This window comes from Serratia sp. BNK-12 (assembly GCF_047456085.1).
Taxonomy (GTDB): Bacteria; Pseudomonadota; Gammaproteobacteria; order Enterobacterales; family Enterobacteriaceae; genus Serratia; species Serratia liquefaciens.
Genome location: NZ_CP179896.1, coordinates 4,985,992 through 5,009,544, shown reverse-complemented (window position 1 = coordinate 5,009,544; position 23,553 = coordinate 4,985,992). Strand labels below are relative to the sequence as shown.

Below are 23,553 nucleotides of genomic sequence, written 5' to 3'. Positions count from 1 at the left end.
GGAGTGAGTATGAAAGGTATTATTCTGGCGGGTGGATCCGGTACACGTTTGCATCCAATTACTCGCGGCGTATCCAAGCAGTTGCTCCCGATCTACGACAAGCCGATGATTTACTATCCGCTGTCGGTGCTGATGTTAGCCGGGATCCGCGACATTCTGATTATTTCCACACCGGAAGACCTCCCTTCATTCAGACGTCTGTTGGGTAACGGCGAAGAGTTTGGCATTAATCTCAGCTATGCCGAACAACCCAGCCCCGATGGTCTGGCTCAGGCGTTTCTGATCGGTGAAGAGTTCCTGGCCGGCGAGCCGAGCTGTCTGGTGTTAGGCGACAATATCTATTTTGGTCAAGGGTTTAGCCCGAAACTAAAAACGGTCGCTGCACGTACCCAGGGCGCTACCGTGTTCGGCTACCAGGTGATGGATCCCGAACGTTTTGGGGTGGTGGAGTTTGACGATAACTTCCGCGCTTTATCGATCGAAGAAAAACCTGTCGAGCCCAAGTCCAACTGGGCGGTGACCGGCCTGTACTTCTACGACAGTCAGGTGGTGGAGTTTGCCAAACAGGTCAAGCCTTCCTCCCGTGGCGAGCTGGAAATTACCAGCATTAACCAGATGTATCTGGAACGTGGCGAACTGACCGTTGAACTGCTGGGCCGCGGTTTCGCCTGGCTGGATACCGGTACTCATGACAGCCTGCTGGAAGCCAGCAGCTTCGTGCAGACGGTGGAAAAACGCCAGGGCTTTAAAATTGCCTGCCTGGAAGAGATCGCCTGGCGCAACGGTTGGCTGGATGATGACGGTGTGAAACGTGCCGCACAGGCGCTGGTCAAAACCGGTTACGGCAAGTATCTGCTGGATTTATTGCATGCGCGTCCACGCCAATATTGAGCCCTTAGCCTGGGAAAGCGAATTTTTCGCTCTTGGCAGCGCCAGGCTCAACTTTTCCACCACGGCCCCGGCGTTGACCGAGGCCGCTCTGGCAGCCTACGCCTTGGTGCAAGCTAAAATCCCGGCGCACCAAACCGCCTGGGCGGACGCATTGTCGGGTCTGGGTTTCCAACTGGTTGAGGCGGAGGTCGATCTGTTGCTGAATATCGGCACGGAATGTGCATCGTCGCAGAGTGCGCTACCGCCAGCGATTCGCCTGGCAGTGCCGGAGGATATTCCAGTATTGCGTGCGGCAGCGGCCAATGTGTTCACCGCCAGCCGTTTTCGGGCCCCTTGGTACGACGTTCAGGATAGCGGGCGTTTCTATGCCGCCTGGATCGAAAAAGCGGTACTGGGAACCTTCGATCACCAATGCCTGTTGGCACTGGACGAAGCCGGTCAGCCGGAGGGCTTTGTCAGCCTGCGTGATATCGGCGGCCAAGAGGTTAGAATCGGCCTGCTGGCAGCTTTCCCCGGCGCGTCAGGTAAAGGTATTGGTGCGCGATTAATGGCGGCGGCCATTGCAGAGTGTCGGAAAGACTCGCGGATGCGTCTGCGGGTGGCGACACAGCTCGGCAATATCGCCGCATTACGGCTCTATCAACGACAGGGTGCTGTTATTGAAAGCACCTCGTATTGGTTATACAGAGGAAAACATGATCCCATTTAACGCTCCGCCGGTTGTTGGCACTGAACTTGACTATATGCAGGCTGCGATGGACAGCGGCAAGCTGTGCGGAGATGGTGGTTTTACTCGCCGTTGCCAACAGTGGATGGAACAGCGTTTTGGCAGCCCGAAGGTGCTGTTGACGCCGTCTTGTACCGCGTCGCTGGAGATGGCGGCTATCCTGCTGGATATTCAGCCGGGTGATGAAGTGATCATGCCGAGCTTCACCTTTGTTTCAACCGCCAATGCCTTCGTGCTGCGCGGGGCCACCGTGGTGTTTGTCGATCTGCGTCCGGATACCATGAACATCGATGAGACTAAAATCGAAGCGGCTATCACCGATAAGACACGCGCTATCGTGCCGGTGCATTACGCCGGGGTGGCCTGCGAGATGGACACCATCATGGCGCTGGCGAAAAAATATAACCTGCGGGTGGTAGAAGACGCCGCGCAGGGTGTGATGTCCACTTACAAGGGCAAAGCGCTCGGTACCATTGGTCATATTGGCTGTTTTAGCTTCCACGAAACCAAAAACTACACTGCCGGCGGTGAGGGCGGCGCAACGCTGATCAACGATCCGGCGCTGATCGACCGGGCAGAAGTCATTCGTGAGAAAGGCACCAACCGCAGCCAGTTCTTCCGTGGGCAGGTGGACAAGTATACCTGGCGCGATATCGGTTCCAGCTATCTGATGTCAGATTTGCAGGCTGCCTATCTCTGGGGCCAGCTCGAAGCGGCTGACCGCATCAACCAGCGTCGTCTGGCACTGTGGCAGACCTATTATGACAGCCTGCTGCCGTTGGCAAACGCCGGCCGTATTGTGCTGCCGACCATCCCGGCGGACTGCGTGCATAATGCGCACATGTTCTATATCAAACTGCGTGATATTGAAGATCGCACGGCCTTTATCGATTATCTGAAAGAAGCGGAAATCATGGCGGTGTTCCATTACATCGCGCTGCACGACTGCCCGGCGGGCGATCGTTTTGGCCGTTTTTCCGGCGAAGACCGCTTCACCAGCCAGGAAAGTGCGCGTCTGGTGCGTCTGCCGTTGTTCTACAATATGTCTGATGTCACTCAACGTACGGTGATCAATACCATTCTTAGCTTCTGCGCCTGATATGTCGTTGGCAAAAGCATCAATTTGGACCGCGGGCTCCACGCTGATCAAGATTGGCGTGGGGCTGTTGGTGGTGAAACTGCTGGCGGTGGCCTTTGGCCCCAGCGGGGTTGGGCAGGCGGGCAACTTCCGTCAGCTGATTACCGTGCTGGGCGTGCTGTCCGGTGCCGGGATTTTTAACGGCATCACCAAGTACGTAGCTGAATATCATCAGGATCCGCAGCGGTTACGGCTGGCTGTTGGAACGGCGTCAAGCATCGTGCTGGGCTTTTCCACGCTGTTGGCGCTGGTTTTTCTGTTTGCGGCGGAGCCTATCAGTATCGGGTTGTTCGGCCATGCTGACTATGTCGGCGTGGTGCGGGCGGTAGCCTTTATTCAGATGGGTATCGCCTATGCCAACCTGTTTATGGCGGTGCTGAAAGGCTACCGCGATGCGATGGGCAACGCGCTGGCGGTGATTGGCGGTAGCCTGATTGGCGTGGTGGCTTACTACCTGTGCTTTAAGCTGGGCGGCTACGAAGGCGCGCTGGCGGGGTTGGCACTGGTGCCGGCCTTGGTGGTGTTGCCCGCAGGTTTTATCCTTTGGCGGCGCAAAACCTTGCCGCTGCGCTATTTGGCATTGGCATGGGACAAGGCGTTAGCCAGCCATCTTGGCAAGTTCACCATCATGGCATTGATCACATCAGTGACGCTGCCGGTGGCCTATGTGATGATGCGTAACCTGCTGGCCAGCCATTACAGTTGGGATGAGGTCGGGATTTGGCAGGGCGTCAGCAGTATTTCCGACGCTTACCTGCAGTTTATCACCGCCTCGTTTACCGTTTATCTGCTGCCTACGCTGTCGCGGCTGAAGGAAAAAAGCGCCATCACTCAAGAGATTGTGCGCTCATTAAAATTTGTACTGCCTGCAGTAGCGGCGGCGAGTTTCACGGTCTGGTTACTGCGCGACTTCGCCATCTGGTTGCTGTTCACGGACAAATTCGTCGCGATGCGCGATCTGTTTGCCTGGCAACTGGTAGGGGACGTACTGAAAGTGGGCGCCTATGTGTTCGGCTATCTGGTGATTGCCAAGGCGTCGCTGCGTTTTTATATCCTGACCGAAGTCAGTCAGTTCCTGCTGTTAACGCTGTTCTCGCATTGGTTGATACCGCTGCATGGTGCGCTGGGAGCGGCACAGGCCTACATGGCAACCTACATCGTGTACTTCACGCTCTGTGGCTGCGTATTTATTCTTTACCGTAGACGAGTATGACGACACTGATTCACGTATTGGGATCTGACATCCCGCATCACAATCAGACGGTGCTGCGTTTCTTCAACGATGTGTTGGCGAAACGCCTGCCGTCCGAACAGACGCGTCATTTTATGGTGGCTGCCAAAGATGCCGCTGCGTTAGGGGGGTTCCCCGAGCTGAGCATTGAATGCCATCCGGACAAGAAAAGTCTGGCGATGGCGGTCATCGCCCGCGCGCAGGCCGATCGCAATCAGCGTTTCTTCCTGCACGGCCAGTTTAACCCTACGCTGTGGCTGGCGTTGCTGAGCGGTAAAATCAAGGCCGATCAGGTGAGTTGGCATATCTGGGGCGCTGATTTGTATGAAAACGCCACCAGTTGGAAATTCCGCCTGTTCTATTTGCTGCGCCGTATTGCGCAGGGCAGAGTGAGACACGTGTTCGCGACCCGCGGTGATATTATTCATTACCAGCAGCGCCATGCCCGCGTGCCGGCCTCTTTGTTGTATTTCCCGACGCGGATGGATCCGGCGTTAACCGGCATTGAGGTAGAGAAAAACCTGGCCGGGCCGATGACCATTCTGGTGGGGAACTCTGGCGATCGTACCAACCGTCATATTGAGGCGTTGAAAGCGATTCATCAGCAGTTTGGCGCCGAGGTACGGGTGATCCTGCCGATGGGCTACCCGGCCAATAACGACGCCTATATTGAACAGGTGCGCAGCGCCGGGCTAAAGCTGTTCAGCGCCAGGAACCTGCAGGTGCTGACGCAGCAGGTGGCGTTCGACGATTACCTGAATATCCTGCGCGAGTGCGATCTCGGTTACTTTATTTTTAACCGCCAGCAGGGCATAGGCACGCTGTGTCTTCTGATCCAGTTTGGCGTGCCCTTTGTGCTGAGCCGACAGAACCCGTTCTGGCAGGATCTGGCGGAGCAACATCTGCCGGTGCTGTTCTATGGCGATTCGCTGGATGAGGCGGTAGTGCGTGAAGCGCAACGCCAACTGGCATCCGTCGATAAACAGGCCATCGCTTTCTTCAACCCTAACTACGTTGATGGCTGGCAGCAGGCATTAACCCTGGCGGCAGGGGACAACGTATGACGCTGGCGCAATTTGGCGGGTTGTTTATCGTTTATCTGGTGAGCGTGCTGTTTATTCTGACGCTGGCTTACCAGGAGTTTAGGCGCGTCCGTTTCAATTTTAACGTCTTCTTTACGCTACTGTATTTGCTGACGTTTTACTTCGGTTTCCCGCTGACCTGTCTGCTGGTGTTTCAGTTTGACGTCGAGGTGGTACCGGTAGAGTTTTTACTCTATGCGATCCTCTCCGCTACTGCGTTTTATGCGATTTATTACGTCAGCTATAAAACCCGGCTGCGAAAGCGCAGCGTGCAACCGCGTAAGCCGGTGTTCACCATGAACAGGGTGGAAACCCATCTGACCTGGATGCTGCTGGCGTTGGTGGCGATGGCGACCGTCGGTATTTTCTTCATGCAAAACGGTTTCCTGCTGTTCAAGCTCAACTCTTACAGCCAAATTTTCTCCAGCGATGTCTCCGGGGTGGCGCTCAAGCGGTTCTTCTATTTCTTCATCCCGGCGATGCTGGTGGTGTATTTCCTGAAGCAAGATCTGCGCGCCTGGTTCTTTTTCCTGGCGGCGACGGTGGCCTTTGGCATCCTGACTTACGTGATAGTTGGCGGTACCCGCGCCAATATCATTATTGCCTTCTCGCTGTTTCTGTTTATCGGCATCGTGCACGGCTGGATCTCGTTGTGGATGCTGGTGGCCGCCGGCGTGTTTGGTATCGTCGGCATGTTCTGGCTGGCGTTAAAGCGCTACAGCCTGGACGTCAGCGGTCCCGAAGCGTTCTATACCTTCCTTTACCTGACGCGCGATACCTTCTCGCCATGGGAAAACCTGGCGCTGTTGCTGCAAAACTACGACAAGATTGACTTCCAGGGCCTGGCACCGATAGTGCGCGATTTCTACGTGTTCATTCCGGCCTGGCTGTGGCCGGGGCGACCGGACACGGTGCTCAATAGCGCCAACTATTTCACCTGGGAAGTGTTGAATAACCATTCCGGCCTGGCGATATCACCCACGCTTATCGGCTCACTGGTGGTGATGGGCGGTGCGGTGTTTATTCCCGTTGGCGCGGTACTGGTCGGGATGATCATCAAGTGGTTCGACTGGCTGTATGAGATGGGCAAAAGCGAACCTAACCGGTATAAGGCCGCGATATTGCAAAGTTTCTGCTTCGGTGCGGTTTTCAACATCATCGTGTTGGCGCGCGAAGGGGTAGATTCCTTTGTCTCGCGAGTGGTGTTCTTCTGCCTTATTTTTGGCGCCTGCCTGCTGATGGCTAAGTTGTTGTACTGGCTGTTTGACACTGCCGGGTTGATTAAGGCACGGGTGCGGCGTACGCGTACGCTGGCATCGACGCCATCATCCGTTCGGGTCGACGGCCTTCTGTAAGGGTAATAATAACGATGGAAGCAAAGATTTCGGTTCCCCAATATGAGCTGCGCGGTTTCAGCCTGTGGGGATTTCGCGATATGGCGCAATGCCTGGATTTTCTGTTTGACGGCGGCCGGGTAAAGCAGGGCACGCTGGTCGCGATGAATGCCGAAAAGATCCTCAAGGCGGAAGAAGATACTGCGCTGCACGCCTTGCTGGATGAAGCCGAATACAAGTATGCGGACGGGATCAGCATGGTACGTTCGATCCGCCGTAAATACCCGCGGGCAGAGGTATCGCGCGTCGCGGGAGCCGACCTGTGGGAAGCGTTGATGCAGCGCGCCGGACGCGAGGGTACGCCGGTCTTCCTGATTGGCGGCAAACCCTCGGTGCTGGCGGAAACCGAACAGAAGCTGCGTAGCCAGTGGAATGTAAACCTGGTGGGCAGCCAGGACGGTTATTTCAAGCCTGAACAGCGGGATGCACTGTTCGAACGCATTCGCGGCAGCGGTGCCGCCATTGTGACGGTGGCCATGGGATCGCCGAAACAGGAAATCCTGATGCGTGACTGCCGTAAAGTGCATCCGCAGGCGCTCTATATGGGCGTAGGCGGTACTTACGACGTGTTCACCGGGCACGTGAAGCGTGCGCCAAAGATTTGGCAGAACCTCGGTCTGGAGTGGTTGTATCGGCTGCTAAGCCAACCGAGCCGCCTGGGGCGCCAACTGAAACTGCTGAAGTTTGTCGGCTACTATTACCGCGGCAAGATGTAAGAACGATGCTGGGGCGGAGGATCCCGCCCCGATGCAACCAATTGTTCAAATAACCTGCTTTATGGCGTATTCGTCAGCACCCCTATAACCTCAGTCCATAAACTCACCTGTATTTATTCCATAAAGTTTTAAATTGCGGTTTGCTTATAGCGGCAAAATGCGAAACGATACCGCCCGGAAATTATCCCTGAGCGTTGGCGCAAAACGTGATAGCGCTTAACGACGTTTTTCTCACCGTAAGATCGTCCCATCACAAGCTGGTGTCCGCCAACGCGGCGGGAGAGGTTTTACGCTATTTTCATTAAAACAATAACGACCGGTAACGGCCGGCATGCAAACACAATCAAAAAAATAATATTGAGGATTTATGGCACACAAAGAAAAACCGCAAGGCCTACACCGGGGGCTGGAAGCCCGGCATATCGAGCTGATTGCTCTGGGGGGCACCATCGGGGTGGGCCTGTTTATGGGCTCGGCCAGTACGCTGAAATGGGCGGGGCCTTCGGTGTTGCTGGCTTATATTATTGCCGGCCTGTTCGTGTTCTTCATTATGCGTTCGATGGGCGAGATGCTGTTCCTTGAACCGGTCGCGGGCTCCTTTGCCGTTTATGCCCATAAATACATGAATCCCTATTTTGGCTACCTGACCGCCTGGGGCTATTGGTTTATGTGGATTGCCGTAGGCATCTCGGAAATCACCGCCGTTGGGGTCTACGTGCAGTTTTGGTTCCCGGAAATCCCGCAGTGGATACCGGCGTTGATCGCCGTGGCGATGGTAGCGCTGGCCAACCTGGCCGCCGTGCGTCTGTACGGCGAGCTGGAGTTCTGGTTTGCCATGATCAAGGTTACCACCATCATTGTGATGATTTTGGTGGGGTTGGGGGTGATCTTCTTTGGCTTCGGGAATGGCGGGCAGCCGATTGGCTTTGCCAACCTGACCGAGCACGGCGGTTTCTTTGCCGGCGGCTGGAAGGGCTTCCTGTTCGCGCTTTGTATTGTTGTGGCGTCCTATCAGGGCGTTGAACTGGTGGGGATCACCGCCGGTGAAGCCAAAAAACCGCAGGTGACTCTGAAGCGTGCGATTAACAATATCCTGTGGCGTATCCTGATCTTCTACGTCGGTGCCATTTTTGTCATCGTCACCATCTTCCCCTGGAACGGTATTGGCACTGCAGGCAGCCCCTTCGTGCTGACCTTTGCCAAAATCGGTATTGTCGCTGCCGCCGGTATCATTAACTTTGTGGTGCTCACGGCTGCGCTTTCAGGCTGTAACAGCGGGATGTACAGCGGTGGCCGTATGCTGTACGCACTGGCTAAAAACCGGCAGTTGCCGGCGTCGTTGACCAAGCTGTCCGCCAACGGCGTGCCGGTTAACTGTATCGCCGTGACCATTGCCTGTCTGTTAGTCGGTTCCGGATTGAATTACCTCATTCCCAATCCGCAGGCGGTGTTTGTCTATGTCTACAGCGCCAGCGTGTTGCCGGGCATGGTGCCGTGGTTCGTGGTGCTGATTAGCCAACTGTATTTCCGCCGTGCCCATAAGGAAGCGATTAAAACCCACAGCTTTAAGTCGATTATGTTCCCCTATGTGAACTATCTGACCATCGCTTTCTTGGTCTGCGTGCTGATCGGCATGGGAATTAACCCGGATACGCGAATTTCTTTGCTGGTCGGGGCGATTTTCTTAGCGGCAGTCAGCCTGTGCTACTTTGCTTTCGGCATGCACAAGAAACATCATCCGGCTGAAAAACGGACAGAAACACAGCAATAACCGGTGAAAAGGGGCTACGGATAGCGCTTTCCTGCGCGGGAGTGAGCAAAGCGTAATCAAACACAACATTTCTGCGAAAAAGCACTAGACAGGATTGGGTTAAATCCGTAGTATCCCCTCCCGCAACGGCGCTATGCGCCCGTAGCTCAGCTGGATAGAGCGCTGCCCTCCGGAGGCAGAGGTCTCAGGTTCGAATCCTGTCGGGCGCACCATTAAGTTTGTGTGCAAGAGCTGCGGTGGTAGTATTACCGCGTGAAGTAGTTAAGAAGTAATGGTGGCTATAGCTCAGTTGGTAGAGCCCTGGATTGTGATTCCAGTTGTCGTGGGTTCGAGTCCCATTAGCCACCCCACTTCCTAAGAGAAGTGAAGAATTTTAAGCTGTTTTGTGACTGTGCGAAGGTGGCGGAATTGGTAGACGCGCTAGCTTCAGGTGTTAGTGTTCTTACGGACGTGAGGGTTCAAGTCCCTCTCTTCGCACCACACAAAATGTCTAATAAATTTAATATTTACATAGACATAAGCGATAAAATTTAGTAGTATCTGCAACAAGAAATCGGCGAGTAGCGCAGCTTGGTAGCGCAACTGGTTTGGGACCAGTGGGTCGGAGGTTCGAATCCTCTCTCGCCGACCACATTCAAGAAAGCCCGCTTTTAGCGGGTTTTTTTACATCTGTAGTTTATAGGATGAGCACCTCCGAAGGAGGTTTGAGCCGAGCGCAGCGAGACAACGTTGCTTTAGCAACGGCCCGTAGGGCGGCATCGCAGATGCAAGTCATCCTCTCTCGCCGACCACATTCAGAAAAGCCCGTTCAGCAATGAACGGGCTTTTTGCTTTCTGACATTCCGCTTTACACCCTCCTGCTCTGGTTTTGCCTCTGCCCGCTAGCTATCGTATCCCGCCAGGACGCTTTTGGCTTGGTGTTGGCTTCCGGCGACATCGGCATGCCGCATTGTCGTCAGCTTGAGACATTTAATATATTGATTTTATTTAATAAAAATGACTTTGGCTTAAGTCGTCGTTTTAAGGCGACATATCTGTAGACGTCAGGTGATAGCAGCAGAAAGGGCAGTGAGCGGAATGAAACGAAGTGCTGAGATTAAATCTGTTTTAATTCAGCTTATTAGGCTATTCACCTGAAGGGGTGATGCGTTTTTCCCAAAGTTGGCACGCCAAGTGCAATATCCACTATGTAGATGCTCATTCCACCTCTTATGTTCGCCTTAGGCTTCATAAACCCTGGGAATGACGCAGAGCCGATTTAGGGTGCCTATTGCCCACCAGAACGATGACGGCGTTGCTTGCAATGGCTGACATCACACTCCGGGCAAAACGTTGAGTGAGGCACCGCCCCTGTTGTCCTAGACCTGATTGCTTTTTTATACACTTGCCACCGCGGCAAGTGTTTTTTTTGCCTAATACCCATCATATTTGAAGCCACAGCTGCGTTGACTGCGCGCTCTCACCCCAGTCACTTGGTTGACCAAGCTCCTGGGGATTCGTGAGCTTGCCGCCTTGCTGTGACTCTAACTATCTTGGGTATAAACAACGTTAGATAAAAAAGGCGCGACCTGTGGGCGCGCCTTGAAGACAGTGCATTGTGCGTTATTCGCCGTTCTGCTTCAGCGTTAGCATCAGGCCTTCACGACGCATCTGTGCTGCTTCATCCGAGCGGTGCAGCTTCTCCAGCACGTCAGCCAGCCAAGCGTAATCGTAGGCATCTGGACGCTGTTTCAGCGCTTCCCGGAATGCATCGGCCGCCGCCTGCCATTCGCCGTGCTTCATCAGCAACTGGCCCAGGGTACTGTTCAGCAGTGGTGTGGCACCATGCTGCTTCACCTGCTGACGCAACGCTTTCTCCAGCTGTTGCGGGTTGCCGGACTTCAGACGCGGGATCAGCAACACCAGGCGTTCGTCATACTGGCGCTTGAGGCTGTCGAGTACGATCTCTTGCGCCAGTTCATGGTCATTGCATTCGATCAGGTGTTCCACCATCGCGATTTGCAACGGCACCTCATGCCGGATTTTGCGGCTCTGATCTTTCCACCAGCGTTTCAGGCCATCACTGCCCTCATCCGCCATCGCCTGATTCATCAGGCCAATGTAGGCCTGTTGTTGCAGCGCCTGCAGCTCAGCCTCACTGTGCAGATTGATCTTGCTCATCGACGGCAGGATCTCCAGCAATGAGGCAAAAGCGCCAGTGCGCAGATAAGCCATTTCCGCCAGTCGCAATACTTCGGGATGACGCGGAGCCTGGTTAAGCAGGCGATCGACACCGTGACGTGCCGCATGGTTTTCGCCCTGAGCCAGCTGGATGCGCACGCGGGTGATGTCTACCGGCAGCTGGTCGGTGTCGGCGGCTTCGGCGGCGCGTTCCAGGTACTGATTGGTACGGAAATCGTCACCCCGTTGCTGTGCGGCCTCAGCGGCCAGCAGGTAGTTCACCACCGGTTGTTCAGCGTGATCGGCATTGCGCGTCAGCAGTTTTTCAACCTGCTTGTAATCACCTTCGGCCAGTTTGATCAGCGCGGCCTTGGTCTGCTTACGCGCACGGCTGCGTTTGCGGCCCAGGAACCAGCCGCGAGTGCGGGCGCTGGTGCTGAAGATGCGGCGCAGGATCCACTCGATCACCAGCAGCACCACAAACAGCAAGATACCCATGATCACCAGGCCGGTGACGCTGGTTTCGATATTGTAGTTATCGGTCTGAATCAGCACATAGCCCTGATGGCCGGCCAACATCGGCCCAACCACCACGCTGGCGATCAGCACCAGGAACAGAAATAGCACGCGTAACATGGCTTATCCCTCCTGATGAGCGGCAGGGGACTGGGCCATCAGATTACGCACCCGGGTCTGCATCAGTTTTTCCAGCAGCGGCTGGCTTTTCAGCTGATCCGGCACGTCCATGGTGATCGACTGCTGGCTCAGGGCATCCAACTCTTCCAGGAACGCTTTCGTGGCCGGGTCGGTGGTATCGAAGTAGGCGCGAACCCAAGTGGAAATGGTCTCCAGCGACTGCTTATACACTTCGTTCTGATGGCGTGGGATGGCCTGTGCGGCAACCAGCAGGCGCGAACGGATATTTTCGCGCAGGTAAATGTCCTGGTTCGGGGCCAGCAGCGGCTCCGCATTGCTATCGCGGCGGCGGATGGTAATAAAGTCGGCCATAAAGTTGTGCCAGCTTTTGGCCAGGTTTTGCCGCCATTCGCCGATCGAGCTCGACAGCTCGCTGCTGTCTTGATCCATCGGCGCTTCGTCGCTGTCGTTATCCGCCAGGCGCAGATTATCCACCTGATTGGACAACTGATTGGTCTTGAGAATGATGCCGTCGAAATCTACCTGAGTCAGCGTGGACAGCGTGCTGACGTCTTCGGTGATGGCGCGACGAACCTCGAGCAGGCTCGGGTCATTCATGTCAGCCAGGCTGGCATCGGCGCTTTTTAACAGCGCGGCGGCGGTGGTGACGTCCTGATCGCTCCACAGCTTACGCCCGGCCATTTTCACCAGAAAATCGGCCTGCGCCAGCAACCAGGTTTTGGCATCGCTGCCGGAGATGATGGCGACTTTCTCTTGCAGTTCATTGAGCTGTCGCGCCAGGGTTGCCTGTTCGCGATCGGCGGCGTCCAGCGTTTTGCCCTGTTGCTGCAGCAGGCCTTCCAGCGCGCTTCTTTCTTGCTGTTGGCTTTGTTTCAGCGTTTCCAGCTGTTGCTGCAGCGTTTGATTGGCGGCGATGAGCTGCTGCGCCTGTCGATGTGTATGGTAATAGCCGCCGGCAGCCAGAGCGATAACCAGCACGATCGCGATCGCGCCCAACACCGGGCCGGTATTTTTACCTTTACGCTTTTCAGCGTCTGGCTGCTGGGGGCTCTCAACCGCAGAGGTTGGTTCTTCAACCGGGGCGGATGGGGTATTTTGTTCCGTCATAGTGGCACATCCCATAGTCAGGTTTATTGTAGCGCGCGGATCAGCGCGTCATTATCGGCGGTATCAGCTACCCGAATTGTGCTCCAGCCCAGTTCCTGGGCGAGGGTAGCCAGACGTTCACTCACTACGACCAGGCGGCAACGTAACAGCCACGAAGAACGGTAGTAATCAGGAACTAAAGTATAGAGCTGTTGTAACATTTCACCGCTGGTGACTACCAGCGTATCAACACCGGCACGCTGCCAGTGGGCGCTTTGCTCGCTGCCATCATAGTGCACCGGGCTGCGTTGATAACATTCATAATAGCTGACCGCAGCGCCGCGCTCGCTCAGTGTGTTGCCGAGCAGCTCACGGCCGCCGTTACCGCGCAAGATCAGCGCCTGTTTACCTTCCAGCTTCTGCAGCGCCGGCAGCAGCAGCAATGTTTCGCTGATCTCCTGCTCACGCGGGTATTCTATCGGCAGGCTGCTGATGCGGTGCATTGCCAGCGCCGTGGTACGACCGATAGCGTAATAGGCAAGCCTGGCAGGCCATGACAGCCCGACGCGGCCCATCACAGAATGGGCGTAGCTCACCGAGTGCTGCGACAGGATGAACACCAGATCGCCATCATTAAGCTGCTGTAACGTCTGCGGCAATTTTGGCAAATCGCCGCCGGGGGCGAAGTCGATCAACGGAGCATGATAGGCAACCCGACCGAGCGCACGCAGTCGGCTGACCAGTTCTTCTCCGGAAGGCGAGGGGCGGGTTACCAGAATCGTCATGCAGGGGGATTCCCCTGATAAACGTCCTGCAGAATTTCACGAGCGCCTTGCGCCAGCAGTTCTTCCGCCAGTTCAATGCCCATCTGCTCTGCTTGAGCTGCCGGACCGCGGCGTTCGCCGCGCACCATTTGGCTACCGTCTGGAGAGCCCACCAGGGCTCGCAGCCACAGGCTGTCGCCCTCCAGTTCGGCATAGCTGCCGATCGGTACCTGGCAACCGCCTTCCAGCCGGGTATTCATCGCACGTTCGGCACGTACGCGGGTTTCTGTGGCAACGTGATTGAGCGGTGCCAACAGCGCGCGGGTGGTTTCGTCGTCGAGGCGGCATTCGATACCCACTGCGCCCTGGCCAACGGCCGGCAGGCACTCTTCCGGGCTCAATGGACTGCGGATACGCTGTTCCAACCCCAGGCGCTTAAGCCCGGCGACCGCCAGAATAATGGCGTCGTAATCGCCGTTATCCAATTTTGCCAGTCGGGTACCGACGTTGCCGCGCAGATCGCGCACGATCAGATCCGGACGGCGCTCACGCAGTTGGCACTGACGACGCAGGCTGGAGGTACCGACCACGCTGCCCTGCGGCAGTTGATCGAGCGATGCGAAACGATTGGAAACAAATGCGTCGCGAGGATCGTCACGCTCGCAAATAGTCACTAAACCCAAGCCTTCGGGGAAATCGACCGGGACGTCTTTCATTGAGTGAACGGCGATATCCGCACGGCCGTCCAATAACGCCAGTTCAAGTTCCTTAACAAACAGCCCTTTACCGCCGACTTTCGCCAGCGGCGTATCCAAAATAATGTCGCCTCGCGTGACCATCGGCACCAGTTCGACCTGCAGGCCGGGGTGGCTGGCCATCAGGCGCTGCTGCACATAATGTGCTTGCCAAAGCGCGAGTGGGCTTTGTCGGGTGGCAATTCGAATAATTTTGTCTAACATGCTTGTTACCGTTTTTATAATTCGCCGTTCATCCTACCACTGAGTGTGAAAACTGTCAGTGCAAGAAGCCACAGGCGAAGAAAGGACAACGGAATCAACGGGACGTGTGATGTGTTTTGGGGCAGTTAACACTGCGGGTAAATCGTTTGGAGTGGCGCTACAATAATAGTGAAGCGTTACTTCCTTTACGGTCAATCAGCAAGGTGTTAAATTGATCACGTTTCCAACAATAAGTTGCCAAATATTCTTCCAACACTAACGGCACTTATGGAATACGGGTTTTTTTCTAAACACCGGGATAATCAGGCGAGACGTCTTGTACCTCTACATCGAGACACTGAAGCAGAGACTGGATGCGATCAATCAATTACGAATCGATCGCGCCCTAGCGGCCATGAAGCCCGCGTTTCAACGGGTATACAGTCTGCTGCCTACCTTATTGCACCACCACCACCCACTGATGCCAGGTTACCTGAACGGTAACGTTCCCCATGGCGTTTGCCTCTACACGCCTGATGAAACTCAACAAGATTACCTCAATGATTTAGAAGACAAATGGGGCAGCCCATTTGACAAAATGGCCAGCGGTGAACTGCCGATTACCGGGGTTTACTCGATGGGCAGCACCTCGTCGATCGGCCAGAGTTGCAGCTCGGATCTCGACATCTGGGTGTGCCACCAATCCTGGCTGGACAACGAAGAGCGTAACCGCCTGCAGCAAAAATGCAGCCTGCTGGAAAAATGGTCGGCGTCGATGGGGGTGGAAGTCAGCTTCTTCCTGATCGATGAAAACCGCTTCCGTCATAACGAAAGCGGCAGCCTAGGGGGCGAAGACTGCGGCTCCACCCAACATATCCTGCTGCTGGACGAATTTTACCGCACCGCGGTGCGCCTGGCCGGCAAACGTATTTTGTGGAACATGGTGCCGGGCGAAGAAGAAGCACACTACGATGAGTATGTGCTGTCGCTTTACTCGCAAGGCGCGTTAACGCCGAACGAATGGCTGGATCTCGGCGGTCTGAGCACGCTGTCGGCGGAAGAATATTTCGGTGCCAGCCTGTGGCAACTGTACAAAAGCATCGACTCGCCTTACAAGGCGGTGCTGAAAACCCTGCTGCTGGAAGCCTATTCCTGGGAATACCCGAATACGCAGCTGCTGGCGATGGACATCAAACAGCGCCTGCATCAGGGCGAGATTGTCTGCTTTGGTCTCGACGCCTACTGTATGATGCTCGAACGCGTTACGCATTATCTGAATCAAATCAACGACACTACCCGCCTCGACCTGGTCCGCCGCTGTTTCTACCTGAAAGTCTGTGAAAAACTGTCCCGCGCCAATGCGTGCGTCGGCTGGCGTCGTGAAATTCTCAGCCAATTGGTCAGCGAATGGGGCTGGGACGAAGAGCGTCTGGCGATCCTGGATAATCGCGCCAACTGGAAAATCGAACGGGTACGTGAAGCACACAACGAACTGTTGGATGCGATGATGCAAAGCTATCGCAACCTGATCCGCTTCGCTCGCCGCAACAACCTTAGCGTCAGCGCCAGCCCGCAGGATATCGGCGTGCTCACCCGTAAGCTGTACGCCGCGTTTGAAGCGCTGCCCGGCAAGGTGACGCTGGTGAACCCACAGATTTCGCCGGACCTGTCAGAAGACGACTTGACCTTTATTCACGTGCCGATTGGCCGTGCCAACCGCACCGGCTGGTATCTTTATAACCAGGCACCGGCCATGGACTCGATCGTCAGCCATCAGCCGCTGGAATATAACCGCTACCTCAACAAGCTGGTGGCCTGGGCCTATTTCAACGGGCTGCTGACGCCGAAAACCCGTCTGCACATCAAGAGCGGCAACCTGTGCGATACCGCAAAACTGCAGGAACTGGTGGCCGATGTGTCGCACCACTTCCCGCTGCGCCTGGCGGCCCCCACGCCAAAAGCGCTGTACAGCCCGTGCGAAATTCGTCACCTGGCGATAATCGTCAATCTGGAAAACGATCCGACCGCCGCCTTCCGCAATCAGGTGGTGCATTTCGATTTCCGCAAGCTCGATGTATTCAGCTTTGGTCAGCAACAGCAGTGCCTGGTGGGCAGTATCGATCTGCTGTATCGCAACTCCTGGAACGAAGTGCGTACTTTGCATTTCAGCGGCGAGCAATCGGTGCTTGAAGCGTTGAAGACCATTCTCGGCAAAATGCACCAGGATGCCGCGCCGCCGGAATCGGTCGAGGTGTTCTGCTACAGTCAGCACCTGCGCGGCCTGATCCGTACCCGTATACAGCAGCTGGTGTCGGAGTGTATTGAGCTACGCCTGTCCAGCACCCGACTGGAGCCGGGCCGTTTTAAAGCGGTACGTGTTGCCGGCCAGACCTGGGGCTTGTTCTTCGAACGGCTGAGCGTGTCGGTGCAGAAGCTGGAAAACGCGGTGGAGTTCTACGGCGCAATTTCCAACAACAAATTGCACGGCCTGTCGATCAAAGTGGAAACCGATCAGGTGCATCTGCCGCCGGTGGTGGACGGTTTCGCCAGCGAAGGGATTATTCAGTTCTTCTTCGAAGACACCACGGACGATAAAGGTTTTAACATCTATATTCTGGATGAGTCTAACCGGGTTGAGGTTTATCACCATTGCGAAGGCAGTAAAGAGGAACTGGTGCGTGACGTTAGCCGTTTCTACTCTTCCTCGCACGATCGCTTCACCTACGGCTCCAGCTTCATCAACTTCAACCTACCGCAGTTCTATCAGATAGTGCATCTTGATGGCCGAACTCAGGTGATCCCGTTCCGCAGCAATGTGCTGTCGAGCCTGTGCGTTCCCCTGACCGACAGCGCCGTCCAACCGCTGAAGCAGCAGTTCCAGCTGCATTGATATCGTCAAGGTTCAGCAGGCTGAGCCTTGACGACGGATGCGGCCATTCTCAGGAAAACTTCACCTCTTCGCCGGCCTGTGCGCTGGCCGCTTCGCTCAGTAAGGGGTAGAAGGCGCGGTCGCTGCGATCGCACAGCCACACGCCGTCACGGTAGTTAAAGTGGTAGCCGCCGGTTTTGGTCGCCAGCCAAATCTGATGCAATGGCTCCTGGCGATTGATCACAATTTTGGTGCCATTTTCGAAGCTTAACGTCATTACGCCGCCGTTAGTTTCGTAATCGATGTCCGCATCGCCGTCAAAATCGTCCAGGGTCTCTTCAATATTCAGCATCAGTTGGTCAGCCAACTGGTGAAACTCACTGTCGTTCATATTCAATTCCTATTGCTTTTCATGATCCACCTGCGATTATAGAGACCTTGGACGCATGAATTACAGGCATTAATGCAAATGAAAAAACAACTACGCTATGCGCTGATGGCAGTTCTGCTTGCCGGGCTCTCCGGCTGCGGCCTGAAGGGCCCGCTGTACTTCCCGCCAGCCGATCCGGCCAGCACTAAGAAACCGGCTACCCAGGTTCAGACCGGCGATCAGGTACAGAAAAATCAGCAGGAACTTTCTGGCTCTCAGCAAAAACCGTCGATGAGCGACCAGTAACACCTTGTTTGCGGCGGCGTGAGTCACCGCAAACCCAAGACGGATAGCGGAGTATGATATGCAGTTCTCCAAAATGCACGGTCTGGGCAACGACTTTATGGTGGTCGATGCCGTTACACAGAATGTCTATTTCTCACCCGAGTTGATCCGCCGTCTGGCCGATCGGCACTTGGGCGTTGGCTTTGACCAGCTGCTGGTGGTAGAACCGCCTTACGATCCGGAACTGGATTTCCATTACCGCATTTTTAACGCCGACGGCAGTGAAGTGGCGCAGTGCGGTAACGGCGCTCGCTGCTTTGCCCGCTTTGTACGGCTGAAAGGCTTGACCAACAAGCGCGATATTCGCGTCAGTACCCAGACCGGGCGCATGGTGTTGAGCGTGACCGACGATGATCTGGTGTGCGTGAATATGGGTGAGCCCAACTTCGATCCCCAGGCAGTGCCGTTTCGCGCAACCAAAGAAGAAAAGACCTACATCATGCGTGCGGCGGAACATACGGTGCTGTGCGGCGTGGTGTCGATGGGCAATCCGCATTGTGTTTTACAGGTGGATGATGTAAAAACCGCCAAGGTGGAGCTGCTCGGGCCGGTGCTGGAAGGGCATGAGCGCTTCCCGGAACGGGCTAACATCGGTTTTATGCAAATTGTCAGTCGCGAGCACATTAAACTGCGTGTCTATGAGCGCGGTGCTGGCGAAACGCAGGCCTGCGGTAGCGGAGCCTGTGCGGCCGTGGCAGTAGGGATTCAACAGGAATTGCTGTCAGAAGAGGTACATGTAGAACTGCCGGGCGGCAGCCTGCATATTCGCTGGAAAGGGCCGGGCAGCCCGCTGTTTATGACCGGTCCGGCAACCCATGTATATGACGGATTTATTCATCTATGAAGAGCGTTGAGGACCAGGCTGTCGCAGGCATTGAGCTTGATGACGACGCCGTGATGCAGTTTCTGCTGCAAAACCCGGATTTCTTTATGCGCAACGCGCGGTTGGTGGAGCAAATGCGCGTTCCCCATCCCGTTCGCGGCACCGTATCGTTGGTCGAGTGGCATCTGGCTCGCCAGCGCAATCACATCCATCGGCTGGAAGAAGAAATCACGCTGCTGATGGAGCAGGCCAGCGCCAACGAAACGCTGTTTGCCAGCCTGCTGCATTTGCAGGCCAATCTGGCCACCGCCGACAGCCTGCAGGATATGCTTAACCGCCTGCAGCGTTGGGCGCGCGGTTTCGGTTTGGCCGGCGCCAATATCCGCCTGTTTTCCGAAAGCTGGAAAATCGGCGCACCTTCCGATTTCACTCACCTTGCCCTGACGCGCTCTTCGTTTGAACCGTTGCGCATTCAGCGTCTGGGCGACCAACAGCACTTTCTTGGCAGCCTGAATGGCCCCGAGTTGTTGTTGCTGCTGCCGCAGGCCAAACTGGTCGGCTCGGTAGCGCTGTCGATGCTGGGTGATGAGGGCGAGCTGGGTATGGTGATTTTCAGCAGCCGCGATACGCAACATTATCAGCAGGGCATGGGCACGGTGATGCTTAATCAACTGGCGCGCATGCTGCCGGAACTGCTGGAACGCTGGATCGAACGCGCATGACCCCGCTGGCGGCCAGCCTGCAACAGCCGGTCGATGCCTTTCTGCGCTATCTGAAGGTGGAACGCCAGCTCAGCCCCTTGACGCAGTTAAGCTATTCACGCCAATTGCAGGCGCTGATGGCGCTGGCTCAGGATATGGGCATCACGGAGTGGCCGGCGTTGGACGCCGCCAAAGTCCGGATGCTGGCGGCGCGCAGTAAACGCGCCGGCCTGCAGTCTTCCAGCCTCGCGTTACGCTTGTCGGCATTACGCAGTTTTCTCGACTGGCAGGTCAGCCAGGGCATGCTGATAGCCAACCCCGCCAAAGGGATCCGCACGCCACGCAGTGGCCGTCATCTGCCGAAAAACATCGACGTCGATGAAATGAATCAGCTGCTGGATATCGATCTCAACGATCCGCTGGCGGTACGCGATCGCGCTATGCTTGAGGTGATGTACGGGGCAGGGCTGCGTCTTTCTGAACTGGTGGGGCTGGACTGTCGCCACGTCGATCTGGCCGCCGGTGAAATTTGGGTTTTGGGCAAGGGCAGCAAGGAACGCAAGCTGCCGGTCGGCCGCACCGCCGTGACCTGGCTGGAACACTGGCTGGCGATGCGCGACCTGTTCGGGCCGTCAGACGATGCGATGTTCCTGTCCAATCAGGGAAAACGCATCTCGACCCGTAACGTGCAAAAGCGTTTTGCCGAATGGGGCGTCAAGCAGGGCGTTAACAGCCATATCCATCCGCACAAGCTGCGCCACTCCTTTGCTACCCATATGCTGGAGTCCAGCGGCGATCTGCGTGCGGTGCAGGAACTGCTTGGCCATGCCAATCTGACCACCACCCAAATCTATACCCACCTCGACTTTCAACATCTGGCGAACGTGTACGATGCCGCGCATCCACGCGCCAAACGGGGGAAATCCTGATGCACTTTTATCGTCCGCTACGCCCGCTGGCGGCATTGACCTTCGATCTGGACGACACGCTGTACGACAACCGTCCGGTGATCAAACAGACCGAATTGCAGTCGGTGGCTTTCCTGCAGAATTATCATCCCGGGCTGAACCACTTCCAGTCGGCGGATTTTCACCGCCTGCGCCAAGAGTTACGTGAACAGGATCCAGAGATTTACCACGACGTCACCCAGTGGCGTTGGCGTGCCATCCACCTGGCGCTGAGCCGTCAGGGGCTGCGTGATGCCCAGGCAGCTGAAGGGGCTGACGCGGCGATGCAGAATTTTGCGCTGTGGCGCAGCCGCATCGAAGTGCCTGAAGCTACCCACGCTACGTTGAAAGCATTGGGTGAACGTTTCCCTCTGGTGGCGATCACCAACGGCAATGCCGATCCCGCGCAGTGCGGGCTGGACGGTTACTTTCAGTTTGTGCTGCGCTCCGGGCCGGATGGCCGCGCCAAACCTTATCAGGACATGTATCAACTGGCCGCAGAGCGTTTAGGCATCGCCCCTGAGCATATTCTCCACGTCGGCGATGATTTAACCACCGACGTCGCCGGCGCGTTGCGCTCAGGCCTGCAGGCCTGTTGGATCAACGACCGTCAGCGCAGCCTGATGCAGGCTGCCGATAGCCGGCTGCTGCCACATATTGAGATTTCGCAGTTGGCATCGCTGACAGCATTGTTATAATCCCTGCCAGAACTCTGTATAAATTCCCAGTGGAATCGCGTCGCTGACGCGCTTTCCCTTACCAATTAATGGTGCCTATGGACGTTTCCGATCTGCTCGACAGCCTGAATGAAAAACAACGCGAAGCCGTGGCGGCGCCACGTGGCAACCTGTTGGTACTGGCCGGCGCGGGCAGCGGTAAAACCCGAGTGCTGGTGCACCGCATCGCCTGGCTGCTGTCGGTAGAGAACTGTTCGCCGTATTCGATCATGGCGGTGACGTTCACCAACAAAGCCGCGGCGGAAATGCGCCACCGTATCGAACATCTGATTGGCACCAGTCAGGGTGGCATGTGGATCGGCACCTTCCACGGGCTGGCTCACCGGTTACTGCGCGCGCACCACATGGATGCCAATCTGCCGCAGGATTTCCAGATCCTCGACAGCGACGACCAGTTCCGCCTGCTCAAACGCATCGTCAAGGCGTTGAATATCGACGAGAAACAATGGCCCCCGCGTCAGGCGATGTGGTACATCAACGGCAAAAAAGATGAGGGCCTGCGTCCGCAACACGTCGAGACCTATAATAATCCGGTGGAGGCAACCTGGTTGCGTATCTACCAGGCCTATCAGGAAGCCTGCGATCGCGCCGGGCTGGTAGATTTTGCCGAGCTGTTGCTGCGCGCCCATGAGCTGTGGCTGAACAAACCGCATATCCTCAACCATTACCGCGAACGTTTTACCAATGTACTGGTAGATGAGTTTCAGGATACCAACAGCATTCAATATGCCTGGATCCGCCTGCTGGCCGGCAATAACAGCAACGTGATGATCGTGGGTGACGATGACCAGTCGATTTATGGCTGGCGCGGCGCTCAGGTGGAAAATATTCAACGTTTCCTGAAGGACTTCCCCGGTGCGCAGAGCGTCCTTCTGGAACAAAATTACCGTTCGACCAGCAATATTCTAAAGGCAGCCAACACCCTGATCGCCAACAACGGCGGGCGCATGGGTAAAAACCTGTGGACAGAGGGCGGGGATGGCGAACCTATTTCTATCTACTGTGCGTTCAACGAACTCGACGAGTCGCGCTTTGTCGTCGGCCGCATCAAAACCTGGCAGGAAAATGGCGGCGCACTGAATGACTGCGCCATCCTTTACCGTAGCAACGCCCAGTCGCGCGTATTGGAAGAGGCGCTGCTGCAAACCGCCATGCCTTACCGCATTTACGGCGGGCAACGCTTCTTCGAACGTCAGGAAATCAAGGATGCGCTGGCCTATCTGCGGCTGATAGCCAACCGTAATGACGACGCTGCGTTCGAGCGCGTAGCAAATACCCCGACCCGTGGCATTGGCGACCGGACGTTGGACGAAGTGCGTCGAACGGCGCGCGATCGTCAATTGACCCTGTGGCAGGCCACCCGCGCCCTGCTGCAAGACAAGGTGCTGGCCGGCCGTGCGGCCTCTGCGCTGCAGCGCTTTACCGAACTGGTAGATTCCCTGGCGCATGAAACCGCCGATATGCCCTTGCACGTACAGACCGACCGGGTGATCCGCGATTCGGGGCTGTTCATTATGTATGAGCAGGAAAAGGGCGAGAAAGGCCAGGCGCGTATCGAAAACCTTGAGGAGCTGGTGACGGCAACCCGTCAATACAGCTATCAGGATGAAGATCAGGATCTGATGCCGCTGCAGGCATTTTTGTCGCATGCTGCGCTGGAGGCGGGCGAAGGCCAGGCCGATGCCTATCAGGATGCGGTGCAGTTGATGACCCTGCACTCGGCCAAGGGGCTGGAGTTCCCGCTGGTGTTTATCGTCGGTATGGAAGAGGGGATGTTCCCGAGCCAAATGTCGCTGGATGAAGGCGGGCGGCTGGAAGAAGAACGTCGTCTGGCCTACGTTGGCCTGACGCGTGCCATGCAGAAACTGACGCTGACCTATGCCGAAACGCGTCGTCTGTACGGCAAGGAAGTTTACCATCGGCCTTCGCGTTTTATCGGTGAACTGCCGGAGGAGTGCGTGGAAGAAGTGCGGTTGCGTGCCAGCGTATCGCGACCGGTGAGCCATCGTCGTATGGGCACGCCGATCGGTGAAAACGATACCGGCTACAAGCTGGGGCAGCGAGTGCGTCACCCTAAATTTGGCGAAGGCACCATCGTCAATCTGGAAGGCAGCGGCGAACACAGTCGACTGCAAATTGCGTTCCCAGGGGAAGGCATCAAGTGGCTGGTGGCCGCCTATGCCAGACTGGAAACGGTGTAGCGGGG

Annotated in this window: 20 protein-coding genes, 4 tRNA genes and 1 other RNA gene; 20 read left to right on the top strand and 5 right to left on the bottom strand. The window is 56.1% G+C overall.

Going from position 1 to position 23,553, the window contains the following annotated elements:
- Positions 1 to 9: 9 nt before the first annotated feature.
- From rfbA to ACMGG1_RS23360, 13 genes are all read left to right on the top strand, one after another.
- Positions 10 to 891 (top strand): glucose-1-phosphate thymidylyltransferase RfbA, encoded by an 882-nt coding sequence (rfbA, locus tag ACMGG1_RS23420; protein WP_269935281.1) that lies wholly within the window; start codon positions 10 to 12, stop codon positions 889 to 891.
- Positions 869 to 1,600, top strand: coding sequence for a dTDP-4-amino-4,6-dideoxy-D-galactose acyltransferase (rffC, locus tag ACMGG1_RS23415; protein WP_130016596.1), 732 nt, complete (start codon positions 869 to 871; stop codon positions 1,598 to 1,600). The genes rfbA and rffC overlap by 23 nt, the downstream gene beginning before the upstream one ends.
- Positions 1,587 to 2,717: a dTDP-4-amino-4,6-dideoxygalactose transaminase gene (gene rffA / locus ACMGG1_RS23410; RefSeq protein ID WP_122080554.1), complete on the top strand. Its 1,131-nt coding sequence runs from the start codon at positions 1,587 to 1,589 to the stop codon at positions 2,715 to 2,717. Before rffC ends, rffA begins: the two co-directional genes overlap by 14 nt.
- A gap of 1 nt (position 2,718) precedes the next feature.
- Positions 2,719 to 3,969 (top strand): lipid III flippase WzxE, encoded by a 1,251-nt coding sequence (wzxE, locus tag ACMGG1_RS23405; protein WP_414161052.1) that lies wholly within the window; start codon positions 2,719 to 2,721, stop codon positions 3,967 to 3,969.
- Positions 3,966 to 5,051: a TDP-N-acetylfucosamine:lipid II N-acetylfucosaminyltransferase gene (locus ACMGG1_RS23400; protein ID WP_130016598.1), complete on the top strand. Its 1,086-nt coding sequence runs from the start codon at positions 3,966 to 3,968 to the stop codon at positions 5,049 to 5,051. The genes wzxE and ACMGG1_RS23400 overlap by 4 nt, the downstream gene beginning before the upstream one ends.
- Entirely contained in the window at positions 5,048 to 6,424 is a 1,377-nt protein-coding gene (gene wzyE / locus ACMGG1_RS23395) for an ECA oligosaccharide polymerase (RefSeq protein WP_414161051.1), read from the top strand. Before ACMGG1_RS23400 ends, wzyE begins: the two co-directional genes overlap by 4 nt.
- A 14-nt stretch (positions 6,425 to 6,438) precedes the next feature.
- A complete protein-coding gene (gene wecG, locus ACMGG1_RS23390) occupies positions 6,439 to 7,179 on the top strand; it encodes a lipopolysaccharide N-acetylmannosaminouronosyltransferase (RefSeq protein WP_128864831.1) in 741 nt (246 codons plus the stop codon).
- 367 nt (positions 7,180 to 7,546) lie between these two features.
- A complete protein-coding gene (gene thrP, locus ACMGG1_RS23385) occupies positions 7,547 to 8,950 on the top strand; it encodes a bifunctional threonine/serine APC transporter ThrP (RefSeq protein ID WP_410529094.1) in 1,404 nt (467 codons plus the stop codon).
- 135 nt (positions 8,951 to 9,085) lie between these two features.
- Positions 9,086 to 9,162 (top strand) — tRNA-Arg (locus ACMGG1_RS23380).
- Between the two features lie 62 nt (positions 9,163 to 9,224).
- Positions 9,225 to 9,300 (top strand) — tRNA-His (locus tag ACMGG1_RS23375).
- 43 nt (positions 9,301 to 9,343) lie between these two features.
- A tRNA-Leu gene (locus ACMGG1_RS23370) sits at positions 9,344 to 9,430 on the top strand.
- Between the two features lie 74 nt (positions 9,431 to 9,504).
- Positions 9,505 to 9,581: transfer RNA gene (locus ACMGG1_RS23365), tRNA-Pro, on the top strand.
- Between the two features lie 31 nt (positions 9,582 to 9,612).
- A non-coding RNA gene (locus tag ACMGG1_RS23360) (RtT sRNA) lies at positions 9,613 to 9,741 on the top strand.
- A gap of 811 nt (positions 9,742 to 10,552) precedes the next feature.
- Here ACMGG1_RS23360 and hemY read toward each other — a convergent pair.
- Genes hemY through hemC form a run of 4 tightly spaced genes read right to left on the bottom strand, consistent with a single transcriptional unit; the run spans position 10,553 to position 14,576 of the window.
- Positions 10,553 to 11,746 carry a protoheme IX biogenesis protein HemY gene (gene hemY, locus ACMGG1_RS23355; RefSeq protein ID WP_116691461.1) on the bottom strand — a complete coding sequence of 398 codons (1,194 nt, stop codon included), beginning with the start codon at positions 11,744 to 11,746 and terminating at the stop codon, positions 10,553 to 10,555.
- A 3-nt stretch (positions 11,747 to 11,749) separates the two neighbouring features.
- Positions 11,750 to 12,874: a uroporphyrinogen-III C-methyltransferase gene (gene hemX, locus ACMGG1_RS23350; protein ID WP_142816125.1), complete on the bottom strand. Its 1,125-nt coding sequence runs from the start codon at positions 12,872 to 12,874 to the stop codon at positions 11,750 to 11,752.
- Between the two features lie 23 nt (positions 12,875 to 12,897).
- Positions 12,898 to 13,638: a uroporphyrinogen-III synthase gene (gene hemD, locus ACMGG1_RS23345; RefSeq protein WP_128864833.1), complete on the bottom strand. Its 741-nt coding sequence runs from the start codon at positions 13,636 to 13,638 to the stop codon at positions 12,898 to 12,900.
- Positions 13,635 to 14,576 (bottom strand): hydroxymethylbilane synthase, encoded by a 942-nt coding sequence (hemC, locus tag ACMGG1_RS23340; RefSeq protein ID WP_130016601.1) that lies wholly within the window; start codon positions 14,574 to 14,576, stop codon positions 13,635 to 13,637. Before hemC ends, hemD begins: the two co-directional genes overlap by 4 nt.
- Positions 14,577 to 14,892: 316 nt before the next feature.
- Between hemC and ACMGG1_RS23335 the strand changes: the two genes are divergently transcribed.
- The gene (locus ACMGG1_RS23335) at positions 14,893 to 17,445 is read left to right on the top strand and encodes a class I adenylate cyclase (protein ID WP_046374741.1); all 2,553 of its coding nucleotides are present in this window, start codon (positions 14,893 to 14,895) and stop codon (positions 17,443 to 17,445) included.
- Between the two features lie 49 nt (positions 17,446 to 17,494).
- Here ACMGG1_RS23335 and cyaY read toward each other — a convergent pair whose 3' ends face one another.
- Positions 17,495 to 17,815, bottom strand: a complete 321-nt coding sequence (gene cyaY, locus ACMGG1_RS23330; RefSeq protein ID WP_044554409.1) for an iron donor protein CyaY — start codon at positions 17,813 to 17,815, stop codon at positions 17,495 to 17,497.
- A gap of 78 nt (positions 17,816 to 17,893) precedes the next feature.
- Between cyaY and lptM the strand changes: the two genes are divergently transcribed.
- From lptM to uvrD, 6 genes are all read left to right on the top strand, one after another.
- Complete coding sequence (lptM, locus tag ACMGG1_RS23325; RefSeq protein ID WP_020824768.1) at positions 17,894 to 18,100, top strand: LPS translocon maturation chaperone LptM; 207 nt, start codon at positions 17,894 to 17,896, stop codon at positions 18,098 to 18,100.
- A 58-nt stretch (positions 18,101 to 18,158) separates the two neighbouring features.
- Positions 18,159 to 18,983 carry a diaminopimelate epimerase gene (gene dapF, locus ACMGG1_RS23320; RefSeq protein WP_020824769.1) on the top strand — a complete coding sequence of 275 codons (825 nt, stop codon included), beginning with the start codon at positions 18,159 to 18,161 and terminating at the stop codon, positions 18,981 to 18,983.
- On the top strand, positions 18,980 to 19,684 hold the full coding sequence (locus ACMGG1_RS23315; RefSeq protein ID WP_020824770.1) for a DUF484 domain-containing protein: 705 nt from the start codon (positions 18,980 to 18,982) through the stop codon (positions 19,682 to 19,684). Before dapF ends, ACMGG1_RS23315 begins: the two co-directional genes overlap by 4 nt.
- Positions 19,681 to 20,592 carry a tyrosine recombinase XerC gene (gene xerC, locus ACMGG1_RS23310; protein WP_020824771.1) on the top strand — a complete coding sequence of 304 codons (912 nt, stop codon included), beginning with the start codon at positions 19,681 to 19,683 and terminating at the stop codon, positions 20,590 to 20,592. Before ACMGG1_RS23315 ends, xerC begins: the two co-directional genes overlap by 4 nt.
- Positions 20,592 to 21,308, top strand: coding sequence for a 5-amino-6-(5-phospho-D-ribitylamino)uracil phosphatase YigB (gene yigB, locus ACMGG1_RS23305; RefSeq protein WP_115057958.1), 717 nt, complete (start codon positions 20,592 to 20,594; stop codon positions 21,306 to 21,308). Before xerC ends, yigB begins: the two co-directional genes overlap by 1 nt.
- A 77-nt stretch (positions 21,309 to 21,385) precedes the next feature.
- Positions 21,386 to 23,548: a DNA helicase II gene (gene uvrD / locus ACMGG1_RS23300; protein WP_414161050.1), complete on the top strand. Its 2,163-nt coding sequence runs from the start codon at positions 21,386 to 21,388 to the stop codon at positions 23,546 to 23,548.
- Positions 23,549 to 23,553: the final 5 nt, after the last annotated feature.

Coding starts and splice junctions, on each gene's coding strand:
- rfbA (WP_269935281.1), top strand. CDS start 10: ATGAAAGGTATTATTCTGGCGGGTGGATCCGGTACACGTTTGCATCCA.
- rffC (WP_130016596.1), top strand. CDS start 869: ATGCGCGTCCACGCCAATATTGAGCCCTTAGCCTGGGAAAGCGAATTT.
- rffA (WP_122080554.1), top strand. CDS start 1,587: ATGATCCCATTTAACGCTCCGCCGGTTGTTGGCACTGAACTTGACTAT.
- wzxE (WP_414161052.1), top strand. CDS start 2,719: ATGTCGTTGGCAAAAGCATCAATTTGGACCGCGGGCTCCACGCTGATC.
- ACMGG1_RS23400 (WP_130016598.1), top strand. CDS start 3,966: ATGACGACACTGATTCACGTATTGGGATCTGACATCCCGCATCACAAT.
- wzyE (WP_414161051.1), top strand. CDS start 5,048: ATGACGCTGGCGCAATTTGGCGGGTTGTTTATCGTTTATCTGGTGAGC.
- wecG (WP_128864831.1), top strand. CDS start 6,439: ATGGAAGCAAAGATTTCGGTTCCCCAATATGAGCTGCGCGGTTTCAGC.
- thrP (WP_410529094.1), top strand. CDS start 7,547: ATGGCACACAAAGAAAAACCGCAAGGCCTACACCGGGGGCTGGAAGCC.
- hemY (WP_116691461.1), bottom strand. CDS start 11,746: ATGTTACGCGTGCTATTTCTGTTCCTGGTGCTGATCGCCAGCGTGGTG.
- hemX (WP_142816125.1), bottom strand. CDS start 12,874: ATGACGGAACAAAATACCCCATCCGCCCCGGTTGAAGAACCAACCTCT.
- hemD (WP_128864833.1), bottom strand. CDS start 13,638: ATGACGATTCTGGTAACCCGCCCCTCGCCTTCCGGAGAAGAACTGGTC.
- hemC (WP_130016601.1), bottom strand. CDS start 14,576: ATGTTAGACAAAATTATTCGAATTGCCACCCGACAAAGCCCACTCGCG.
- cyaY (WP_044554409.1), bottom strand. CDS start 17,815: ATGAACGACAGTGAGTTTCACCAGTTGGCTGACCAACTGATGCTGAAT.
- lptM (WP_020824768.1), top strand. CDS start 17,894: ATGAAAAAACAACTACGCTATGCGCTGATGGCAGTTCTGCTTGCCGGG.
- dapF (WP_020824769.1), top strand. CDS start 18,159: ATGCAGTTCTCCAAAATGCACGGTCTGGGCAACGACTTTATGGTGGTC.
- ACMGG1_RS23315 (WP_020824770.1), top strand. CDS start 18,980: ATGAAGAGCGTTGAGGACCAGGCTGTCGCAGGCATTGAGCTTGATGAC.
- xerC (WP_020824771.1), top strand. CDS start 19,681: ATGACCCCGCTGGCGGCCAGCCTGCAACAGCCGGTCGATGCCTTTCTG.
- yigB (WP_115057958.1), top strand. CDS start 20,592: ATGCACTTTTATCGTCCGCTACGCCCGCTGGCGGCATTGACCTTCGAT.
- uvrD (WP_414161050.1), top strand. CDS start 21,386: ATGGACGTTTCCGATCTGCTCGACAGCCTGAATGAAAAACAACGCGAA.